The sequence below is a fragment of the Streptomyces sp. S186 genome, from assembly GCF_051603415.1.
Lineage (GTDB): Bacteria > Actinomycetota > Actinomycetes > Streptomycetales > Streptomycetaceae > Streptomyces.
This window is the reverse complement of the sequence record NZ_CP193932.1, coordinates 2,128,422-2,144,954: the sequence shown is the minus strand read 5'-3', so window position 1 is coordinate 2,144,954 and position 16,533 is coordinate 2,128,422. Positions and strand designations below refer to the sequence as shown.

General features: G+C 68.0%; 14 protein-coding genes. 8 read left to right on the top strand and 6 right to left on the bottom strand.

Annotated features, from left to right (window positions below; all coding sequences use genetic code 11):
* Positions 1-406 precede the first annotated feature (406 nt).
* On the top strand, positions 407-2,521 hold the full coding sequence (locus tag ACRAS8_RS09040) for a DUF2075 domain-containing protein (RefSeq protein WP_438490394.1): 2,115 nt from the start codon (positions 407-409) through the stop codon (positions 2,519-2,521).
* A 56-nt stretch (positions 2,522-2,577) separates the two neighbouring features.
* On the opposite strand, the gene ACRAS8_RS09035 is transcribed toward ACRAS8_RS09040, so the two are convergent.
* The 4 genes from ACRAS8_RS09035 to ACRAS8_RS09020 form a co-directional block, all read right to left on the bottom strand.
* Entirely contained in the window at positions 2,578-2,706 is a 129-nt protein-coding gene (locus ACRAS8_RS09035; RefSeq protein ID WP_438485432.1) for a DUF6408 family protein, read from the bottom strand.
* Positions 2,707-2,974: 268 nt separating this feature from the next.
* On the bottom strand, positions 2,975-4,846 hold the full coding sequence (locus tag ACRAS8_RS09030) for a DNA/RNA helicase domain-containing protein (protein WP_438485431.1): 1,872 nt from the start codon (positions 4,844-4,846) through the stop codon (positions 2,975-2,977).
* Between the two features lie 481 nt (positions 4,847-5,327).
* The gene (locus tag ACRAS8_RS09025; RefSeq protein WP_438485430.1) at positions 5,328-6,380 is read right to left on the bottom strand and encodes a type III polyketide synthase; all 1,053 of its coding nucleotides are present in this window, start codon (positions 6,378-6,380) and stop codon (positions 5,328-5,330) included.
* A 261-nt stretch (positions 6,381-6,641) separates the two neighbouring features.
* Entirely contained in the window at positions 6,642-7,853 is a 1,212-nt protein-coding gene (locus ACRAS8_RS09020; RefSeq protein WP_438485429.1) for a cytochrome P450, read from the bottom strand.
* An 813-nt stretch (positions 7,854-8,666) separates the two neighbouring features.
* On the opposite strand from ACRAS8_RS09020, the gene ACRAS8_RS09015 reads away from it, so the two are divergent.
* A complete protein-coding gene (locus tag ACRAS8_RS09015) occupies positions 8,667-9,023 on the top strand; it encodes a CGNR zinc finger domain-containing protein (RefSeq protein ID WP_438485428.1) in 357 nt (118 codons plus the stop codon).
* On the opposite strand, the gene ACRAS8_RS09010 is transcribed toward ACRAS8_RS09015, so the two are convergent.
* Entirely contained in the window at positions 8,944-9,477 is a 534-nt protein-coding gene (locus ACRAS8_RS09010; RefSeq protein WP_438485427.1) for a hypothetical protein, read from the bottom strand. The two genes, ACRAS8_RS09015 and ACRAS8_RS09010, sit on opposite strands and share 80 nt — an antisense overlap.
* 736 nt (positions 9,478-10,213) lie before the next feature.
* Positions 10,214-10,744, bottom strand: a complete 531-nt coding sequence (locus ACRAS8_RS09005) for a TetR/AcrR family transcriptional regulator (protein WP_438485426.1) — start codon at positions 10,742-10,744, stop codon at positions 10,214-10,216.
* Positions 10,745-10,889: 145 nt separating this feature from the next.
* Between ACRAS8_RS09005 and ACRAS8_RS09000 the strand changes: the two genes are divergently transcribed.
* From ACRAS8_RS09000 to ACRAS8_RS08975, 6 genes are all read left to right on the top strand, one after another.
* Positions 10,890-11,345 carry a MarR family winged helix-turn-helix transcriptional regulator gene (locus tag ACRAS8_RS09000; protein WP_438485425.1) on the top strand — a complete coding sequence of 152 codons (456 nt, stop codon included), beginning with the start codon at positions 10,890-10,892 and terminating at the stop codon, positions 11,343-11,345.
* The gene (locus tag ACRAS8_RS08995) at positions 11,342-12,361 is read left to right on the top strand and encodes an ATP-binding cassette domain-containing protein (protein WP_438485424.1); all 1,020 of its coding nucleotides are present in this window, start codon (positions 11,342-11,344) and stop codon (positions 12,359-12,361) included. Before ACRAS8_RS09000 ends, ACRAS8_RS08995 begins: the two co-directional genes overlap by 4 nt.
* Complete coding sequence (locus ACRAS8_RS08990; protein ID WP_438485423.1) at positions 12,321-13,184, top strand: ABC transporter permease; 864 nt, start codon at positions 12,321-12,323, stop codon at positions 13,182-13,184. Before ACRAS8_RS08995 ends, ACRAS8_RS08990 begins: the two co-directional genes overlap by 41 nt.
* Positions 13,185-13,852: 668 nt before the next feature.
* Positions 13,853-14,242, top strand: coding sequence for a cell division protein SepF (locus ACRAS8_RS08985; RefSeq protein ID WP_438485422.1), 390 nt, complete (start codon positions 13,853-13,855; stop codon positions 14,240-14,242).
* Positions 14,243-14,297: 55 nt separating this feature from the next.
* On the top strand, positions 14,298-15,716 hold the full coding sequence (locus tag ACRAS8_RS08980) for a biotin transporter BioY (protein WP_438485421.1): 1,419 nt from the start codon (positions 14,298-14,300) through the stop codon (positions 15,714-15,716).
* Positions 15,713-16,069: a nucleotide pyrophosphohydrolase gene (locus ACRAS8_RS08975; RefSeq protein ID WP_438485420.1), complete on the top strand. Its 357-nt coding sequence runs from the start codon at positions 15,713-15,715 to the stop codon at positions 16,067-16,069. The genes ACRAS8_RS08980 and ACRAS8_RS08975 overlap by 4 nt, the downstream gene beginning before the upstream one ends.
* The last annotated feature ends 464 nt before the right edge of the window (positions 16,070-16,533 follow it).

The window sequence follows — 16,533 nt, the reverse complement described above, 5'->3', positions numbered from 1 at the left end:
GCAACTTCTCCCGGCCTCGGCCGCCGTGACGTGTTTGCTATGACGCATCATGTGGGGCGCGTGGTGATCCTGGAACGGGCGAGGCAGGGGCGCCCGCGCCCTCGCCCCGCCCAGAGACGCACACCCCGTCGTCAGGCCCCGCCCCCACCGCCGACGCCCGGACGACGCACCTCCGGCCGACGGCACCGCCATGCCCTCGGTGCCGCTCGGCGGGGGCGGACGAGGCATGGGTGGGGTGTGCGTTTCCGGTTCCCGACCTGGTTCGGCGACGGCGTACCGCTCGTCGTTGGCAGGAAGCCCGTTCTCTGAGATCGTTGTCACTGATCGCGGCCCGACGGGCTTCCTGACGAGGACATGCCCCCACCCGCACGAGTCACTCGTGTCCTGGGGGAACCATCTCGTGTCCATGCTCCTGCTGAAGTTGTCGGCGGAGGATCTGCTCACTCTCCATTTCCGTCGTCGCATGGTGCCGCATCTCGCCGCTCGGTGGCGGCATTTCCGGGGAGCGGATGCTTCGGTGACGGAGCGTGCCGCGTGGGCGGAGAGCCTGGTGAGTCTGGCGAACGACCTGGTCGCCGCGGGCCGCGGGAGAGTGGAGATGATCGTCGAGTGCGCCGCCACTCTTGACGAGCACGAGCGCCCCGGTGACCCCCGACTCATAGACGTCGTCCTGGTCGGCCGCCATCCGCAGGGGGGTTGCCCGTCCGTACAGCTCGTCGAGTTGAAGCGCTGGTCGACAGTGACCCGGATCGAACAGGCCACCGCGGAGTTGGTGAGCGTACCTGGTATGGGCAGCAAGAAGCATCCGGCCCTTCAACTACGCGAGTACTACGAGGCGTTCACCGGCGACCGGGGCCCGTTCCAAGGGCTCGACTTCGAATGCGGCGGCTTCGCGTACCTGCACAACGCCACGGACGAATCCGTGCGCCCACTGCTCGAGCTGGATGCGCCGACGGGTGCTTACGCCCGGGTGTACACGAGTGATGGGCGTGCGCAGTTGCTGTCCGACCTCAGGGCGAACTTCGCGGAGGAAGGCGGCGCCTCGGCAGCTGAAACGATGCTGCGCGGCATGGGTCTGCGCAACACGCCTTTGCTCGATGCCATGATCTGGTCCTGCGGGGACGACACCGTCTTCACTCTGCGAGGGCGCCAGAAAGTGGTGGCCGACCAGATCCTGGAGGCGGCCTCCAAGGTTCTTCCGGACCCCCGGTGTCCCGCCCTCATCCCGGACGAGCGGCGTGTCGTCTTCCTGGTCACGGGCGGTGCCGGCACGGGGAAGAGCGCCATCGGCCTGCAGCTCAAGGCGGAACTGGAGGCCCAGGGCCGGACGGTCAAGTACGCCAGCGGCAGCAGGGCCTTCAACGCAGCGATGCAGGAGCATGTCGGCTACGGAGACCGGCAGTTCAGGGAGACCTTCACCTACTTCAGCAACTTCGTCACGCCACCGGTCCCCCCTCTGGACGTGCTCATCTGCGACGAGGCACACCGCCTCCGTGACCGCTCGACGAGCCGGTTCTGGAAGCCCGAGGAGCAGGGCACTCGCCCACAGGTGGACGAGCTCCTCGACGCGTCCCGTCTGACGGTGTTCTTTCTGGACGAGGGGCAGTCCGTGCGGCCGAACGAAGTCGGTACCGTCGACCTCATCGAGGATGCTGCCGCACGCTTCGACGCCCGGCTCGTTCGGTACCGTCTCCGGGAGCAGTTCCGCTGCGGCGGCAGCGACGCGTACATCCGCTGGGTGCGTGCCGTGCTCGGGGTGTCGGACGAAGTGCCCGAGCGGTGGTGCCCCGATGGACTCATGCACATCGAAGTGGCGGACACCCCGAAAGAGCTCGAGCAGATCATCCGTGGCGAAGCCACGGCCGGGGCCTCCGCGCGCATGGTCGCGGGCTACTGCTGGCCTTGGACGGAGCCTCTCGGCAAGGAGAAACGACTCGAGGCCGACGTCCGCATCGGCGACTGGCACCGGCCGTGGAACGCGAAGAGCGACAGCTTCTGCGAGGGCGGTGCACCTCCCTCGGGCATCTGGTCGGTCCACGAGAACGGGGTCGGCCAGATCGGCTGTGTGTACACGGCGCAGGGCCTCGAGTGGGACTGGTGCGGCGTGATCATGGGCGAGGACATGGTGCGTCGCGACGATCGGTGGGTGTTCCGCCGGGGCAAGGAACGCAAGGATGCGGAGTCGAACGTCAAGCGCGTGGCCGAACCCGGGTCGTTCGATCCGAAGGTGAGCGCCGGCAGCGTTGACGACGACGAGTTCGCACGGCTGATCCGGCACGCCTACCACGTGCTGATGACCCGGGCCAGCCGCGCGACGGTGCTCTACTCCACCGATGAGGAGACCCGCTCCTACCTCAGGGAACTCGTCGGCGAGGTCGAGATCCATGGGCTTCGCCCTACGTGGGGAAATCTGCCGAAAGAGGCGCGGATACCTCACCTGCCCCGGCCGGGCAGGGGACGGCGCAGGAACGGGCGACGAAAGACTTCTGGGGCGCAGGGGTCTGACCTGAAGCTGTTCTGACGGGCGCCGTCGCGGTTGTGGTGTGGCGGGCTCTCCGGACCCGCCACACACCTGCGTCAGAAGAGCAGGCTTGCCATCGCGTCCAAGGCCGTTACCACGAGGTGGGAGACGACTCCGGTAGCGATGCCGATCAGGATCTCGCGAATCCAGTCACGACGCGCGGGCTTGTACTCGACAGAGGTCATGTGGCCACTCCTTAGGCAGTGAGATCGGAATGGCAGGGGGCCGCCCTACCGGGCAGCCACGCTCACGTCATGTGTCACCACACGACGGGCACAACCACTCTTCACCCACGACCTGTTGGGCTGCACACATGGACCGCAGCTCGTACCCTCCGGGAAGGTGCGCGGCGGAATGATGGTAACTCCTGCGCCGCTTCCGTGAGTCCGCATGGGGGCGTTCGCTGCGAGGGTGTCCATTTTCCCCGAAGGACACGCCAGGCACGTCGGCGTCTCAAGTTGCCGACGGGACAAGTGAACGGAGTTTTTCGCGGGTTTCGGCATCCGTCGAGTAGACGACCGTTCCGACCATTCCCCGGGTGAGCAGCACTTTGTAGGTGTTGCGGATCAGCAGGTCGACGTCGTCGTCCGGTGTGGTCTTGGTGAAGGAAGGATCCTTCGACGCCGAGCGGTCCACCACCCACCGGTCGGTCCGCCAGACCAGGTCTGGCCCCATGATCACGCCCGACCAGTCGTACTCGAAGCCCTGAGCGGTGTACACGCACCCGACCTGACCGAAGCCCGCGGGGTCGGTCGCCCAGAGCGGGGCCGGCGGCGCGCCGAGAAGCGCGCGGTCCCCATACAGATTCCACGGCTTGGACCAGTCGCCGATCACCACATCGGCGGGGAGAGCGGTCAGCCCCGGAGCGATCTTCTTGGTCCACTTCCAGCAGTAGCCGGCCGTCATACGGGCGCTGTACCTCTGGGCACGCTTGTCACTCAGGAAGTCTTCCAGCTCCCGCGGGTTGTTCACGGTCAGCAACTCCACCTTCCCGTCCGGCTCCCACTCGGTGGGCCCGTTGCCCTCCAACCCCAACAGGCTGGTGACCCAGTGCAGATAGGCGTCACTGCCGCCACAGCGGAATTGGCTGTCCAGTTCCACCAGCGTGCAATCCACGCCCTGTTCGGCCGCAGCGTGACGGATCTGCTCCACCGTCCCCATCTCTCCCGGACGAACCACCTGGTGCTGGTCGAGCAGGAACACCGGTACGCGGGCGGCGTCGATCAGTTCGCTCACCTGCGGGCGACCGGTGCGCAGGGCTGCCCTGGTGTAGCGGTTGGCGGAAGTCCTGCGGAGCCGGTGAGCCTCGTCGCAGACGAGCACGTCGAGGTCGTTGGGCTCCGCCTCCATGAAGCTGTTGAAGTATCGGAAGAGACGTTGGACCTCGGGCTTCCGTGCGCCGGCCACCTTGCGCATCGTCTTGGTGAACGACTGTGAACCTGTGGCGTGGATGGCCGACACGCCGCGTCGGTACAAGTCGCCGAGCAGGGAGAGGGCGATCACGCTCTTGCCGGATCCCGGGCCGCCGGCCACGACGATCACCTGCTTGTGAGGAGACCTTCGTGCCTTTCGGACCGCCGCCATGACCGTCTCGTAGGCGAGCCGCTGCTCGTCCAGGAGCACGAACTGCTCCCGCTCCCTGACCTCTTCCGCGGCGACGGCCATCAACTGCTTCGAGGGGCGCACCTTGGCTTGCAGCAGGTCGTCGGCGGCGCCGGCTCCCGGCTTCGGAGCCAGCCTCGCACGCAGGTAGTCGAGGAACGCGCCGCGCTGGTCTCCGGTGAACATCCGTCCCCGGTCGTCCTCAGTGACTTCACGCAGTCCCGCGACCCCGAACTCAGTCGCGTTGTGGAGGTACGCCACGCCGGTGACGGACCGGGGGTCCCGTTCCAATGCCCCGTTGAACGAGACCAGATAGTCGCAGTAGCCCCGCACCTGCTCGATCGGATTGAGAACGGGCTCCGGATAGGAGGGAACCCGACAGCGCAGTGGATCTCCTTCCTCCGGGTATGCCTCGCTCCACTGCTTGAGTTCCACGACGACGTACGAGGGCGTGCCGGAGGAGGGATGCACGCCGGCCAGTATCACGTCAGCCCGTTTGCTGGTCAGTGGCAGACCGTACTCCAACAGCATCTCCACCCCGCCGAGCCCGGCTTCGACCACCGCGTTCGCGAGCGCCGGAATGCTGCGCTCCCAGGCACGGACTTCCGAGGGGTGCGGCCCATGTCCATGCCTGTGGAAGAAGTTCTCGGTCAGGAGCTCCGCCAGCCGGCCCTCGAGGTGGGTGCGGTTGGCCACGGATGCCGCGGACTCACGGAACAGCAAGAAAACGCCCCCAGGCAGCACGGAGTAGCTCGTGCGGGTGGGGGCATGTCCTTCGATTCCACAGAAGTGGAGCGGAAGCCCGTCGGGCCGCTGAGATGGTCTCCGACATTTTAGGCCAGGACATGGATCATGCCGCAGGGCGTCGCCATCGACGGTGATCCCCAGGGCCCTCGTTCCCGGGCTCGACCGGTGGATGTCAGCGGTACCCTCCACGATGGGGAGTCCGGACTCGCCGAGATGTTGCGGAGAAGCCGGTAGGCGTGCGCAGGGTCCCACCGGAGATGTTCCGGTTCTCCGTGGTGGAGAGGTCCGACCCGTACAGGGCGGTGCTGGACGCGTTCGAGGTGAACGGCAAGCACCTGGAGACAGTGCGCTGGGTTCGCACGACATCGGCTGCGGAACCTCAACCCCCTGTGCGCGCACGCCTGACGGGCCGTCCCGAGACGGCCCGTCAGGTCCAGCTGTCCCCGCTCCTCCTCCCTCAGTTGACCGACGACCACGTCCCCAGTGCCATTTCGGCGGTGATGCCGGGGCCGAAGCCGGCCAGCAGGCCGCGCTGTCCCTCCTCGGCCGATGCCTCGTCGAACATGCGGGCCAGGGCGTCGAGCACCACCGCGCTGGCGATGTTGCCGTACTCGGTCAGCGTCGCCCGGCTGAACCGGAACGCCTCGTGAGGTACGCCCAGGAAGCGACTGAGGTCGTCGAGGATGCGCGGACCGCCCGCGTGGACGATGTAGAAGTCCAGGTTCCCGGCGTCCCATTGGTGCTCCTCCGCGAGGGAGCGGAGCGCCGGTGCGAGCGGTTCCATCGTGCCCGGGACCCGCTTGTCGAGCTGGAAGTGGAATCCCGTGGAACGCACCGCGTAGGAGATCCAGTCCTCCGTGTGCGGTATCAGGTACGAGGCGTTCCGCTCCAGATGGACGCCCCTGCCGCCCTTGCCGCGCATCACGGCCGCCGCCACCGCGTCCCCGAACAGGCCGTTGGACAGCAGCGATCCGACTCCCACGTCCTCGGGCTGGTAGCACAGCGAGCAGAACTCGCAGGCGACGATGAGGACGTTGGCGTCCGGGTACGCCTGGCAGAAGTCGTGCGCGCGATTGATCGCGGCACCGCCCGCGGCGCACCCGAGCTGGGCTATCGGAACCTGCCGGGTGTCCGACCGGAACCCCATGTGGTTGATGAGCCACGCCGTCAGCGACGGCATCATGAAGCCGGTGCACGACACGTAGATGATCAGGTCGATCTCGCGTGGCTCCAACTCCGCCTCGTCGAGGGCCTTGCGCACCACGTCGGGGACGCGTGCCTTGGACTCCTCTTCGTAGATGGCGCTGCGGGCGTCGAATCCGGGGTGTTCCAGCACCTTGTCGATCGGCTGGATCAAATGCCGTCGTACGACGCCCGTATGCTCGATCAGTCGCAGCACGAGATTCAGCTGTGCGTGGTCGGCGTGCAGCTGTCGTGCCAATTCGAGGGTGTCGTCCCTGGTGATGATGTATTCAGGGACCGCGATTGCCGGCTTGCACAAAACGGCCATCGGTGCACTCCTTGCAGACTGTGGTCCGCTCAGTGCCGAATTCGCTCTGCATTTCGCGTCGTTGTCTCTTCCGTTGTCGGCCGGTGGAATCTCCGGCGATTCCGTCGGCCTGATGATACAGACCCTGGAAGGACGCGAGCGGGCCATCCGTCGAAGAATGAACTCTCCCCGTGCAGATGGGTCGTTCTTAGACCGTACGCCAGGGGAGTGAGTTCCGCATGCCGCCGGTCGGGGCCGCGGATTTACCGCGGCCCCGATGACTCACCACACCACCGGCAAAGCCAGCGGATAACGCCAGATCGCCGTCGTGTTCCAGCGAACTTCCTCGGCCGGCTTCGCCAGCCTCAGTTCGGGGAACCGCTTGAGCAGGGTGCTGAGTGCCACCTGCATCTCCGTGAGGGCCAGCGGGGCGCCCAGGCAGTGGTGCCCGCCCCAGCCGAACGTCATGTGGCCCGTGGGCTCACGCGAGAGGTCCAGCTCGTCGGGCCGCTCGAACTTCCCGGCGTCCCGGTTGGCCGTCAGATACGAGACGTGCACGATGTCGCCGGCCCGGATCGTCACCCCGCTCAGCTCGACGTCCTCCAGCGCGACGCGTGGGATGCCAACTCCCTTGCGGAACGGGATGAACCGCAGCATCTCCTCCATCGCCTGTGGCAGCGCCTCGGGGTTCTCGCGCAGCATCGCCAGGTCCTTGGGCCGGGTCAGCAGCGTGTACGAGAGGTTGCCGATCTCGTAGGTGGTGGTGTCCTGGCCGGTGATGAGGAGCACCATCGCCATGACGGTCAGCTCCTTCGGGTCGAGGACCTCGTCCCCGACGCGGGCCGTCGCCAGCGCGCTGATCAGGTCGTCGCCCGGGTCCCGCCGGCGCCGTGCGGTCAGTTCCGCGAAGTACTCCCGCATCTCGGCCTTGGCGCGGATGGCGTTTTCCTTGTTCTCCAGGCTGACGTTCATCATCGTCCGGGCGTGGCCGCGCAGCTGCGCGCGCTCGTCCTCCGGGATGTCCAGCACCTCGCAGATGGTCGTCAGCGGCAGCGGTGACGCGAGGTTCTCCATGAGGTCGCCCGGCGCCCCGTCCTCGAGCATCCGGTCCAGCAACTCGTCCACGACGTGCTGCGTACGCGCCCGCATGCGCTCCACCTGCTTCGGGGCGAACGCCTTGGACACCAGGCTCCGCAGCCGGCTGCTCGCGGGCGGGTCCATGACGTTGATCGCCTCGTCCTGCACGATCGGTTCCGGCGTCATCCGCGGAAAGTCCCGCCCGACGATCGCGTGGCGGCTGAACCGCCGGTCGGTCGTCACCGTTCGCACGTCGTCGTACCGTGTGACCAGCCACGCCCAGCCCTCTCCATAGGGGAGCCGAATACGTGCGACCGGTTCTTCGGTCATGATCCGCCTGAGCGTCGGATCGAACTCCAGCGCCTCGGCGTAATCGAATGGGCAGTTCCAGACGGTGCTGTCGGTTTCCTGTGCCATTCCGAACTCCCGGAGTGAGAAGGACGGGGTGGGTTGGGTGGATGAGGTGGGTGGGGTGGATTTCATCGGAGATTTGAATTGCTGCGAGCGCTGAGCGAATTTCCGCTCGCGGACGCGGGCGGCCGGAAGATGCGCACGCCCTCGCTAACAGGTCAGAAAGGCGCTATTCATCCCGGTTATCGTACGCACCCGACTGCCGCCGCGCGCTCACCATCCGCGTCCGGAACCGGCGGCTGCCAGGCACCACGGACCCGCTTTGCCGGTTACTTTCCGGGCGGTGTACGGCCGGCTGACGGGGAGGGGTTGCTACGCCGAATGGGTGAGTGGGTGGGGGTGGTCCGTCCTGGTCGGCTGGGACGGGGGACGAGAGGCGGGGGCGGGGTCGGAGGTCGGCTGAGGGGGAGGGGCGCCTTGGAGGGGCGGGCTTTGCGCTCCATTCGCTGGGGAAAGGGACGCTGAATCGGCCTTTCCTCAGTCTCTGGAGGGCTCAATCTCTTGAGTCCTAGCTGTTACTCGCCTGGTCGTAGTGGGAATAAGGCGGGCCCCGCCTGGGCTGGGCGCCGTCCGGAGACGGAGTGGAGCGCAATGAACCGGTTGCGGAGCGTCCCCGGTGGCTTGGGGCCTGCAGGGCGGCGGTGGCCTGGTGCTTGGTGGCGTTCCTTGACGGCTGAGTCCGGCACTGCCGCTCTGCGGTTCCCGGTGCTTGGCTGCAGACCGTCTCGGACCCTCCCACAGTCATCCGGCGATCGGGGCGATCGGGGCGATCGGGGCGATCGCGGTGATCGCGGTGATCGCGGAGACGGTGGTGATGTCGTGATTGATTGCGACGGAGGACGGGGTGTTGCGGGTCGCGGACGACTAGAGCAGATCAGTGCCAGGCCGGCTGCCCTAGTCGTGGGGGCCGAACTGCGATGCCGGGTGGCCTTCTATGACCGGCCCCGAAATATCAGCGGTGTCTGGCACGACGTCTGCAGCTGCGGCAACGCCGCCACCAACCTGCGCGTGTACCGAGCACGCCAGCGAGTACAACGCGCCTGGTCTCGGGCAAGGACGGCATACGGCCAAGTCCTCTGGCCCGCCCGTATAGCGCTCACTCCGTCTGGTGTGCGTCCCGGGCTGCGTCCACGAACTGCTCCAGCGTCTTCCAGAAGGTGCTGTATGCGGCGTTGAACTGTTCCTGGCAGTCTGTGCCGTCGGCCAGGCCCGCCCTGAGCGCCTCGTAGAAGGGCCGGGTCGCCTTCTGGAGGGCGAGCGCCGCGGCTGCGGCCGAGGGTGGGCCCTCCAACTCCACGACCCGCGCACAGCGGCGGATCTTTGCGTACTCCGCCACCTCTCGGTCGAGCAGCGCATCGAGCCTGGCGGTCCGTGTTTCCGACGCCGGCTCCCTTAGCTCTGCGGAGACCTCCCAGTACAACTCGCCGATGCGGTGGGTCTGTTCGATGAGATCGAGATAGGCGGCACGCCTGCTCACCCGCAGCCTTTCCGCGCGTTGCGATCGAGCTGCCGTCTCTGCCTGGATCTTGGCGGCCTGCGTACTGCCGCGACTGGTCACCCAGCTGGCCAGTACCGCCGTACCACCGGTCAGCGCCGCGATTGCCAGAGTCCACACCGTGCTGTCGCCCACGCGGCGCCACGATACCCATCTCGTGCCCCACGATCGGCCGCACCGGCGACCTCGACACCGCCTCGCGCACCATCACGTCCCCCGTCATCTTTCGTCCTCCCCGTTTCCTCGGTTCCTTGTGTCTGTATGTGTTGTGCTTCGTTTCCTCGGGCCCTTGGGTTCTCGGATTGCCGTTCCCGGCTCCCTGGACTTCCTTCTCTTCCTTTCCTTCTTTCTCTTCCTGCTTTCTTCGCCTGGCCGCAGCCTCCCGCTTCCTGACTGAACTGTCCCCGCGTCCGCCCTCGCTCACCCCCTCACCAACCCTGATCCGTCCCCGAGACGTCCTTGACCTCAACCCGAACGTCGTCCCCGACTCCCTAACCAGGGTGTGTGGCGCCCAAGCCGCCCGTCGAGTTCCGCCATGGCGGCTCAGAGCGATCTCCTTCCGGCGGCGGCCGTGCGACTGGATGCACCGGTTCGGGTCGCCTGGCTGATGACCCCCGGTTGACTGTCGCCTTCCTGCTGGCCCGGTTCACGCTTCTCCGCTATGCCTTCTTGACGGAGCGTCATGTTCTCTTGTGTGGCGACCGTGCCGGCGATTGTGCTGAGTGCCGTCGGACAGCCGTCCTCAGTAGTGGTTGCCGTAAGCGCCGTCCTGTTGGGCGGCATGTGCGGCGCGCTGCCCACCTTTGCCGCCCCTGAACTAAGCGCATCACCGGCAACTACACCGTCTCCATCGGTGACTTCGCACCGCGGGTTAGCGGAAGACGCTCAGCGCCTGGTCCACAGCCTCGGTCAGGTAATTCCGGTCCGCCGCCTTCTCCATCACCCGCAAACCTTGGGTGAAGGTGACCAGGAACCGCGTCACACGCTGCACATCCGTGCCGGGTGCGAGCTCCCCGTTGGCGCGGGCCCGCAGGAGCAGGGCGGAGTAGGCGTCCTCCATTCCCCGGAGCGCGGCGCGGAGCTGCGCGGTGGCCTCGGGGTCGGCGGGAACGCGTTCCATCACCCCATGGGTGACCAGGCAGTCGTTGCGCTCCGGATCCGTCAGAGCGGCGTCCACGTAGGACAGCAGGAAGGCCCGCAGCGCGGGCAGCGCCGGACCGCCACCGGCCAGGTCGGCCTCCGCCTTGGCCTTCTCGTTCGCGCTGTAGCGCTCCAGGGCCTTCAGGTAGAGGTCGTGTTTGGAACCGAAAGCGGCGTACATACTGGAGCGATTGATTCCGAGCGCGTCCACGAGATCCTGTACGGACGTTCCCTCGTACCCCCGGCGACGGAACGTCTCCATCGCCACTCGGAGCGCCGTGTCCGGATCGAACTCCTTGGGCCACCGGTCCAGCCGCGGGCCAGTACCCCTGGCCGGCCCGCTTCCTCACCCTGCTTTTGCGTTTCACCGCCCTGCCAAGCCTCTCAGTCAGAGCTAAAGTCGACATATGGCCACTGGGGACTTCCCCGACGAGCTGACCGACGTTCTGGCCGGTATCCAGCGGCTGATTCGCCGGCGGCTCCTCCCTGGCCTGCCGGCCCCCCGGCTGCGCGGTGCAGAGGTCGAGCTGCTGCGGCTGGTCGCCGCCCGGCCCGGCATCCGCGTCTCCGTCGCCGCGAGAGAGCTCTACCTGGCGGGCAACTCGGTCTCCACTCTCGTCAACCGGCTCAGCCGGGCCGGCTATCTGGCCCGGGAGACCGACCCGGCCGACCGACGCTCTGCCCAGCTCTTCCCCACCCAGGAGGCCCAGACCCGGCTGCACCACTGGGAGACGCGCCGCAGCGCCCTCGTACGCGAACAGGTCGCGTGCCTCCCCGAGGCCGACCGGACGGCTTTGGAGGCCGCCCTTCCGGCGCTGCGTCGACTGGCCCACAACCTGCACCAGCAGACGGAGGGACCATGACCAGCGAAGACCCAGGCCGACCGGTCCCGGTGACCGCCTCCGACGAGCCCCCGCCTACCGCTGTCCCACCGTCCAATGGCACGGCGGCCCCGGCTCCGGAACGAGCCCCGGCACCGGGTGGAGCCCCGGTTTCCGGCGCGATTCCAGGGCCCGACGCCCTCACCTGCCATGCTCTCCGCTACGCCTTCGGCGAGACCCGGGCGGTGGACGGAGTGGATCTGGCCGTCCGCCCCGGCGAGGTCTTCGGTCTGCTCGGCCCCAACGGCGCGGGCAAGACCACCGCCATCCGCTGCATCACCACCCTCCTGCCCGTCCCCAAGGGCATGGTGCGAGTCTTCGGTCATGACGCGGCGCGGGAACAGATGGCCGTCCGGCGACTCCTCGGCTATGTGCCGCAGCAACTGTCCGCCGACGCCGGCCTGACCGGGCGGGAGAACGTCGCGCTCTTCGCCAGGGTCTTCGACGTCCCCCGCCGCGAGCGCGCCGCCCGCGTCACCCAGGCACTGGAGGCCGTGGGCCTCACCGAGGCCGCCAACCGGCTCGCCAACACGTATTCCGGCGGCATGATCCGCCGCCTGGAACTCGCCCAGGCACTGGTCAGTGCCCCCCGTCTGCTGATGCTCGACGAACCGACCATCGGCCTCGACCCGATCGCCCGCACCACGGTCTGGGAGCACATCAACACCGTCCGCGCCGCCACCGGCATGACCGTCCTCGTCACCACCCACTACATGGACGAGGCGGAGCAGTACTGCGACCGCGTCGCCCTTATGCACCGCGGCCGGATACGCGCGCTCGGTACGCCCGGCGAACTCCGCTCGGCCCTACGCGCCCGTCGCTCACACGCCGCCCGCACCACGACGACCGCGTCCGCGACCCTCGCTTCTCCCTCGCCCGACACGGAGCCGACGCTGGAGGACGTCTTCCGGGACGTCGCCGGCACCGGCCTCGACGAGCAGTCAGGAGGCTTCCGCGATGTCCGAAGCACCCGCCGCACCGCAGCCCGGGTCGGTTGAGAACGCCGCTGCCGCCCGCCACTTGGACCTGCTGCTCAGCCCACCGCGCGCCCGCACCGGCTGGCGGGTGCTGCCCGCCAGAGTCGTCGCGATGTGCGTGGTCGAGTTGCAGAAACTCCGCCACGACCGCACGGAGCTCTACACTCGCGCCGTCCAACCCGCCCTCTGGCTCGTGGTCTTCGGCGAGACCTTTACTCGTATCAAGGCCATTCCCACTGGTGGTACCCCCTATATCGACTATCTGGCGCCCGGAATCATCGCCCAGTCCGCCATGTTCATCGCGATCTTCTACGGCATCATGATCATCTGGGAGCGGGACGCCGGGATCCTCACCAAACTGCTGGTCACCCCCACCCCGCGGTCCGCCCTGATCGCGGGCAAGGCGTTCGCCGCCGGATTGAAGGCGTTGCTCCAAGCCGTCGTGGTGATCGTCATCGCCGCCCTGCTGGGTGTGTCCATGACCTGGAATCCGCTACGCCTGCTGGGTGTGGCCGTCGCCGTGATCCTCGGCTCCGCCTTCTTCTCCTGTCTGTCGATTTCGATCGCCGGCATCGTGCTGACCCGTGACCGCCTCATGGGCATCGGCCAAGCCATCACCATGCCGCTCTTCTTCGCCTCCAACGCCCTCTACCCGGTGGCCGTGATGCCGGGCTGGCTACAGACCGTCAGCAAGATCAACCCCCTCAGCTATCAAGTCGATGCCCTCCGCGGACTGCTCCTCGGCACCCCCTCTCACCTGGCCCTCGACTACCTCGTCCTCACCGCCGCCGCGGTCGCCGGTATCACTGTCGCCTCCTCGCTCCTCGGCCGACTGGCCCGCTGACCGCCCTCGACGGGCACTCTTCGTACTCATGCACCTACCGTACGAGGTGGCACTGACAATGCCTCCGACCAGCGCAAATTCCGGAACTGCCACCTCGGTTGCGGTACTCACGCCGATCGAGGGGCTGTTGGGTCGGCCCCCGTGCGATGGTGGGTTGGATGGGGGCGCCCCGTGACCTACACCTGCGCTGCCGCACCAGACTTGACCCGCACCGGACTTGACCCGTGCCGGGCCGCGGGGCGTGGGTCCCTCGGCTTCGCTGTCCGTCTCGGTCTCGCCCGCAGTCGTGACAAACGCCACGTCACCCGTCTTGGCGTCGCCTGCCGCCCGCCCGTGTGGTCGCGCGCCGCGCGCCCTGTCCGTGGGTAAGAGCGGCTCGCGCGTGCTCAGCGGCGCCGGTCCGCCCGAAGGTGAAGTCCCGTCAGTTAGTTGGCCATCGAGGCCCGGGAGCCCAGCCGGGCCTTCGTCGCAAGAGAGGATGAACAGGCATACAGAAACTCGACCCGGCGGATCTGCCCAGGTGTCTGCACTGGTCAGGGCTATGAGGCAGGATGGGAGCGGCTGCAACGCCGCGTGTGTCGCAGTCGGCGACGTTTGTAGGTTTATCTCTAGAATCGTGCGATGCATATACCGCAGAAAGCCAGCGCTCCTCTGGGTGAGGTGATTCGGTGAACGGCCCCGATGCCACCGACGAGCAGTGGGAAGGGCTCGCCGAAGTCGTACCGCTACGTGGCGGCAGCGAATGGCCCTCGTGGCCCGACCATCGCGCGCTCCCCGACGACGAACCGACGGAGGAGACGCGACGGTTCATCGTCATCCGCGTTCAGACCTTCGCGGACGCCCGGGAGGTGGCCGAGTACCTCATGGCGCAGCTGCCGGTCCTGCTGGACCTCAGTAGCGCGGACGCCGATGTCGCCAAGCGCATCCTGGACTTCGCCAGTGGGGTCGTCTTCGGCCTCGGCAGCGGCATGCATCGCGTGGACACCAATGTGTTCCTGTTGGCGCCGGTCGGCACCGAGGTTGCGGAGCCGGCGGCGGGCGCCGTCCCCCATTCGTAGGAAGAGCAGTCGGGCGTAACGGTTCTCCGTGCGCGCGACTGCATAGCGTCCCCGCATGGATACCGGCAGTGTGCGTCCGGCCGTCATCGAATTACGGCTGTCCGCCTTCAAGACCCATCGCGGCGTCATCTTGCCGCTCGGCCCGTTGACGCTGCTCAGTGGGGACAGCGGAAGCGGCAAGTCCAGTGTGTTGCAGGCGTACGAGATCCTCGCCCGGCTTGGCAGCGGGGACTCTCTCAAGCGGGCGGTGGGGGTGGTGGCGGGCGGGGCCTCCGCTTGCGTGCCGGTTGGCGCGCGCCCCGATGAGCAGGGGCGGCGCGGCTTTCGCATCGGCTGTACGGTCGATGGCCCGGTCGGTCCCGTCGACCTCGATCTCGCGGTCCAGGCCGAGCCCGAACTCCGCATCGTCGGCGAGCGGTTGACGGGGTGCGGGGAGACGCTGCTCACCACCGCCCTAACCGACCCCACCCGATCCGCTGTTCAGGCCGCATGGCACACCGCGGGAGCCGCCCCGGTGACCCGTGCGCCGCTGCCCGACGACCGGCTGGCCACCTCCCTCCTCCCGTTGCGGGTCGCGGGCAAGACGGAGGGGCAGCGCCTTGTCCTGGCCGCCGCGGAACAAGTCGTGGTCGCGCTGCGTTCAGCCTTTGTGTGTGATCCGCGGCCGGAGGTCATGCGAGGCCAGGCGGCGGAGGGCGTCGAGGGTGACGGCGGTACGGAAGGCGGCGCGTCCGGCGGGGGAGGCGCGAGGCGTGCGCGCGGGGGCGGCCGAGGCGGAGGTTCGGGCCGCTCGGGGAAAGGCGAGGGAGCCGGGAGCTCCAGTCGGACGACGGGGGCGCGGGGACGTAAGGACGTCCGGAACGGGGGTGAGGCCAGCGGTTGGGCCCACGACGACGAACGCGACGAGGGGCGACTCCGGTCGTCCTGCGACAACCTCGCTGCTGTGCTGGAGCGCACCAGCCGCGAATGCTCCCGACGGCACGCCGTCCTGGTGGCAGCCGTCCGGGAGGCATGCTCCGGGCCGGTCGAGGGGCTGCGTGCGGTTCCCCGGCAGCCGGATGCGGCGACGGCAGGGGATGCTGGAGGAGGCGTCGGTGGCGCGGTGCCGGGTGGTCAGGCGGCATCGGGCCCGCAGGCCCTGCGAACGGTTCTCGACCGCGGCTCCATGGGGGAGATGCCCGTCGAGCTGCTCGGTGACGGCGAGCTGCGGTTCCTCGCGCTGGCACTGGTGCTCCTGACCGGGCCCGGTGTGCTCGCCATGGACCCGGCCGGGGAGATCCCGTCGGCGCTGCAGCAGATGACGGTGATGGCGGACGGCATGGATCGCTGTATGGACGGGCGGCAGGCCCGGGAGCTGGTCTCGCTGGCCGTACGGATGGCCGAACGTGGACATGTCCGGCTGCTGGGCACGGTACGGGATCCGTCGGTCGCCGAGGGGCTGCCCGACGTACAGGTGCTACACCTAGGGGTATGAGTGAGGATCTTCATGCCCTGCAGCGACGCCTGTCCGACTTCGCGGCCGCCCGGGACTGGCAGCAGTACCACACCCCCAAGAACCTGGCCGCGGCGCTGAGTGTCGAGGCCGCGGAACTGGTCGAGATCTTCCAGTGGTTGACCCCGGAGGAGTCGGCCAAGGTCATGACCGATCCGAAGTCGGCCGGCCGGGTGGAGGACGAGGTCGCGGACGTTCTGGCCTACCTGCTCCAGTTCTGCCAGGCACTAGGGATCGACCCGCTCGGTGCGCTCGCCGCGAAGATCGAGCGCAACGAGACGAGGTTCCCGGCGGTCCGGCAGGCGCCGCCGGACCGGCCGCGGGACGGCGAGTGACGGTCGGACGGGGAAGCGCCGGGCGTCGTGCGGGGGAGTGATGCCGGCGGGGCGGGGCGGGAGCCCTTGCCCCGCCGGCTTTTTGGTGCCGGTCGAGGGGCGCGATTCGGTGGTCGCTGCGCACCGGTTCCGGCGCTGACTTGTCGGCTGTGACTGTGACTGTGGCGGTCGTTGTCGCTCTCGGTGTCGCTGCCGCTCTCGGTGTCACCGTCCCCGCCGTTGGGTGGCGAGCGGCGTGATACATGCGGCTTGAGTGGTGAGCCGAACGGCGCGGATCGCAGTGACTGGTGTGTTGAAAGAGCTTTGAGCGGCGTCTGTGGTGCCATTCATGCTAGGTGGCGGTCGGGGGCGCAGTGACGCACGAGGGAGTCAGTAGGGCCGGGAGCGCTGCCGCAACCGTTCCGAATCCGCCTCTTGTCACTCTATGGAGTCATGGATCTTTCCACAGCGCCTTGGTTGTCCAC

Bases quoted from the DNA above. Each gene is read 5' to 3' on its own strand.
- ACRAS8_RS09000 (WP_438485425.1), top strand. From the start codon at position 10,890: ATGGCCACTGGGGACTTCCCCGACGAGCTGACCGACGTTCTGGCCGGT.
- ACRAS8_RS09040 (WP_438490394.1), top strand. From the start codon at position 407: ATGCTCCTGCTGAAGTTGTCGGCGGAGGATCTGCTCACTCTCCATTTC.
- ACRAS8_RS08990 (WP_438485423.1), top strand. From the start codon at position 12,321: ATGTCCGAAGCACCCGCCGCACCGCAGCCCGGGTCGGTTGAGAACGCC.
- ACRAS8_RS09035 (WP_438485432.1), bottom strand. From the start codon at position 2,706: ATGACCTCTGTCGAGTACAAGCCCGCGCGTCGTGACTGGATTCGCGAG.
- ACRAS8_RS08995 (WP_438485424.1), top strand. From the start codon at position 11,342: ATGACCAGCGAAGACCCAGGCCGACCGGTCCCGGTGACCGCCTCCGAC.
- ACRAS8_RS08980 (WP_438485421.1), top strand. From the start codon at position 14,298: ATGGATACCGGCAGTGTGCGTCCGGCCGTCATCGAATTACGGCTGTCC.
- ACRAS8_RS09020 (WP_438485429.1), bottom strand. From the start codon at position 7,853: ATGGCACAGGAAACCGACAGCACCGTCTGGAACTGCCCATTCGATTAC.
- ACRAS8_RS09025 (WP_438485430.1), bottom strand. From the start codon at position 6,380: ATGGCCGTTTTGTGCAAGCCGGCAATCGCGGTCCCTGAATACATCATC.
- ACRAS8_RS08975 (WP_438485420.1), top strand. From the start codon at position 15,713: ATGAGTGAGGATCTTCATGCCCTGCAGCGACGCCTGTCCGACTTCGCG.
- ACRAS8_RS09005 (WP_438485426.1), bottom strand. From the start codon at position 10,744: ATGGAGACGTTCCGTCGCCGGGGGTACGAGGGAACGTCCGTACAGGAT.